Below are 3804 nucleotides of genomic sequence, written 5' to 3'. Positions count from 1 at the left end.
GGCGGTCAGCACGGTCACGCCTGAGCGCAAGACGGCGTCATCGGCATTGCCGACGCGCAGGCCAAGGATATCCGTGATGCGGTTCAGGGGGCCGGGACGCATGCAGGCAGACTAGGCTCTCAAGATGCCATCGGCAACCGGGGGACCGAGCAAGGGACCCAAGCGGAAGGTGGTAGCAGAGGCCCCGGGGGTCACACCCGGGGCACGCCTGCGGAATCAGAAGTCGAAGATATCGCTCAGGAAGCTGTCCTTGCGCTTCTTCTTGTAACGGTAATCGTCGTCGTCGTCGTCCTTGTAGCGGCGACGGTCATCCTCGCGGTAGCCTTGCGGGGCGCGCGGCTCGGGCTGGTAGACGGGGGACGGATGGGGTGCTGCGTGCTGCTGGATCGCCTGCTGCGGCGTCGGCGCGGGCGCGGCGGCAGGGCCACCCAGCGAACGGTCAATGATCTTGTCCAGCTCGCCCCGGTCCAGCCAGACGCCACGGCACTTGGGGCAATAGTCGATCTCGACTCCGCCACGATCCGCCATCACCAGGGTTTCGTTGTCGACCGGACAGCGCATTTCCAACTCCCATGCATGTTCACCGGCTTTAGATGGGGTCGCAAACTGGCCAAGCAAGGGTCGAAAACGGACTTGCGCGAATTGTTGCGAAGGCGCATGGATGGGATGAGCCGTGGCGATGGCGTCGCCACAGGGGCATCAGCCCCGACGCTTGTGGGGGTATCCCCGCTTCCGTCCTGTACGCCGGGACCTTTCGGGGTCCCCTGGGCATATGTCCTGACCCCTGGAAATGAGGTCTAGGAAATGTCGTTGAACCGTCCCGATATGTACCGCTTCCACAATGGCGGCAAGAAAGACACCCTCCCCTTCGCCGATCAGGAATACCATGATCGCCTGCAGGGCCTGCGCGAGATCATGGAGCTGCACGATCTGGACGCCGTCGTCCTGACCTCGATGCACAACGTGTCGTATTACTCAGGCTTCCTGTATTGCTCGTTCGGCCGTCCCTATGCCTGCGTCGTGACGAAGACCGAATGCGTCACCATCAGCGCGGGGATCGACGCGGGCCAGCCCTGGCGCCGGTCGATTGCCGACAACATCACCTACACCGACTGGACCCGCGACAACATGTGGCGCGCGGTGGCTTCGGTCACGGGCGTGGGCAAGAACATCGGCTGCGAGGCGGATCACCTGACCGTCGAACGGATGGAGAAGCTGAACAGCTTCCTCAAGCCCAAGCGCGGCATCGACATCGCCCCGGCGACCATGTTCCAGCGGATGAAGAAATCCCCCGCTGAAATCACCATGATCAAGCACGGCGCGAACGTGGCCGACGTCGGCGGCTATGCGATCCGCGAGGCGATCAAGGTCGGCGCGACCGAGCTGGAGGTTTCCATCGCCGGTCGTGACGCGATGGAGCGCGAGATTGCCAAGCGCTTCCCCGACGCCGAATACCGCGACACCTGGGTCTGGTTCCAGTCCGGGATCAACACCGATGGCGCGCACAACCCGGTGACCAACCGCAAGCTGCAGCATGGCGACATCCTGTCCCTGAACTGCTTCCCGATGATCAGCGGCTACTACACCGCGCTGGAGCGGACGCTGTTCGTGGGCGAAGTCGACGATGCCTCGATGCGCGTCTGGCAGACCAACATCGACAGCCACGAATTCGGCATGAAGCTTCTGAAACCCGGTGCCACCTGCGCCGAGATCACCATGAAGATCAACGAGTTCCTGGCAGAGCGGCAGATGCTGCAATACCGGACCTTCGGCTATGGCCACTCGTTCGGGATCCTGTCGCACTACTATGGCCGCGAGGCGGCGCTGGAACTGCGCGAGGATATCGACACGGTGCTGGAGCCGGGGATGGTGATCTCGATGGAGCCGATGCTGACGATCCCCGAAGGGATGCCGGGTGCCGGTGGCTACCGCGAGCACGACATCTTCGTCGTGACCGAGGACGAGCCCGAGGATATCACGCACTACCCCTACGGCCCCGCGTTCAACGTGGTTGCGTAAATGTTCGGGCCGGGGAGTGATCCCCGGCCCTTTTCCTTCTGGCGCTGCGATCAGCCGATATCAGGCGCGCTTGATGACGCGGATCAGCAGCAGCAGGATCACGGCGCCAAGCGTGGCCGCGATGATGGCACCCAGGATGCCACCGCCCAGCGAGATACCGGCCGAGGGCAGAAGCCAAGCGGCGATGAACGCGCCGACGATGCCCACGACGATGTTGCCCAGAAGGCCAAAGCCATAGCCCTTGACGATCTGACCGGCGAGCCAGCCCGCGACTGCGCCGATGATAAGTGTGATGAGAAGTGCTTCTATGGCCATGGTGGTCCCCTTTGCTCCCGCTTCTGTGGTGTGCGGTACCGACCAACGCGCGGAAATCCGCCGGGTTCCCTGTGGTGGATCAATCTGTCGTGCAAGCACTCAGCAGCTGCCACGTCCCGGAGAGTTTCGGCCGATCGCGCAGAATCGAACAGGAATCTCCGCCTGAACCAGCTTTGCCCGGGAAGATTCGGAAAAGCTTGTGCTTTTGGGCTTGACGCATGGCCGGTCGCATGGCGCAAGGTGACCAAAGCTGCCCAAAGATGAGTCTGCACCCGTGACCCAATCCCTTGCCCGGATCTTCGCGATCCTCGCCCTTCCCATGCTTGCCGCCTGCGCAGGCACCACCCAGAAGCAACCCGATGTCGTCGCGGGTTACGAAGGCATCCAGGACGGTGAGTTCTTCATCGAACCGGTGCCCGCGCAGTACCTTTACGAAGGCAACCGCAAGGTGGAAGTGGCCTATACCGGGCCCGAGGCTCCGGGCACGGTCGTGGTCGATACCTTCGCCCGCAAGCTTTACCTGGTGAACGAAGGCGGGACCGCGACGCGCTATCCCATCGCCGTCGGGCGTGAGGGGATGTCGTTCCGCGGCACAGGTGTCATCGGGCGCAAGGCGGAATGGCCGTCGTGGACGCCGACGGCGAACATGATCCGCACGCGGCCCGACCTTTACGCCGCCTATGCCGGTGGTCTGCCGGGCGGGCTGACCAACCCCCTGGGTGCGCGGGCGCTGTACCTTTATCGCGGCAACCGGGACACGATGTTCCGCATCCACGGCACGGCGGATGCGGCTTCCATCGGCCATGCGACCAGCGCAGGCTGTATTCGCCTGTTCAACCAGGATGCCATCGACCTGTACAGCCGCGTGCCGAACGGCACCCGCGTCAAGGTCCGCTCCGAGGCGGAAAGCCTGGCGCTGGAAGGCCCGCAGATGATCGACGCCTACGGCCGTCTGGTCCCCGAAACGCCCGAGAACATCGCCCGCAAGGAAAAGGAAGCCGCCGCTTTGGCCAAGAAGGACGCGCGGGACAAGGTCGCTGCCGAAAAGGCCGAGAAGAAGCGCCTTGCCGCCTGCGAACGTCGCGGCATCGCTGCCGAGGAGTGCCCGCGTCCGCAGGCCCCCGCCGCCGTGGTGACGGTCGGGACCTCGGACAGCGCTACAGCCGGATGACGTAATCCTTCAGGGTGGTCTGCACGACCTCCCACGTTCCTTCAAAACCCGGGCGGATGATCATGCTGTCGCCCGGGTGCAGCTGAGTGATCGTGCCATCCGCGCTGGTCAGCAGAGAATAGCCGGACAGGATGCGGAAATACTCCCACTCGCTGTATTTCACCCGCCACTTGCCGGGCGTGGACTGCCACAGACCGCAGTACAGGCCGTCGCGGTCCTCAAGGTTCCAGGTGCTATGGACCGGGTTACCGGAAATCAGCCGCTCCGGGTCGGGTCCGCCGATCTCTGGTGCCGTGCCG

General features: G+C 63.9%; 4 protein-coding genes and 2 pseudogenes. 2 read left to right on the top strand and 4 right to left on the bottom strand.

What is annotated here, in order from left to right; all coding sequences use genetic code 11:
• A pseudogene (locus U1E69_RS18055) lies at nt 1-102 on the bottom strand (peptidase T4); the annotation flags it as partial.
• Nucleotides 103-216: 114 nt separating this feature from the next.
• Nucleotides 217-561, bottom strand: a complete 345-nt coding sequence (locus U1E69_RS18050; RefSeq protein WP_322245812.1) for a zf-TFIIB domain-containing protein — start codon at nt 559-561, stop codon at nt 217-219.
• Nucleotides 562-810: 249 nt separating this feature from the next.
• Between U1E69_RS18050 and U1E69_RS18045 the strand changes: the two genes are divergently transcribed.
• The gene (locus tag U1E69_RS18045) at nt 811-2019 is read left to right on the top strand and encodes an aminopeptidase P family protein (protein ID WP_322245811.1); all 1209 of its coding nucleotides are present in this window, start codon (nt 811-813) and stop codon (nt 2017-2019) included.
• 60 nt (nt 2020-2079) lie between these two features.
• Here U1E69_RS18045 and U1E69_RS18040 read toward each other — a convergent pair whose 3' ends face one another.
• Nucleotides 2080-2334 (bottom strand): GlsB/YeaQ/YmgE family stress response membrane protein, encoded by a 255-nt coding sequence (locus U1E69_RS18040; protein ID WP_322245810.1) that lies wholly within the window; start codon nt 2332-2334, stop codon nt 2080-2082.
• 319 nt (nt 2335-2653) lie between these two features.
• On the opposite strand from U1E69_RS18040, the pseudogene U1E69_RS18035 reads away from it, so the two are divergent.
• Nucleotides 2654-3328, top strand: a pseudogene (locus U1E69_RS18035) (L,D-transpeptidase); the annotation flags it as partial.
• Nucleotides 3329-3491: 163 nt separating this feature from the next.
• Here U1E69_RS18035 and U1E69_RS18030 read toward each other — a convergent pair.
• The coding region (locus tag U1E69_RS18030; protein WP_322245809.1) for a cupin domain-containing protein at nt 3492-3804 on the bottom strand (313 nt) is incomplete at its 5' end.

Origin of the sequence: Tabrizicola sp., from assembly GCF_034366665.1 — a bacterium.
Lineage (GTDB): Bacteria > Pseudomonadota > Alphaproteobacteria > Rhodobacterales > Rhodobacteraceae > Tabrizicola.
Note: the sequence above shows the minus strand (reverse complement) of the source record. Positions and strands in the feature narration are given on the sequence as shown.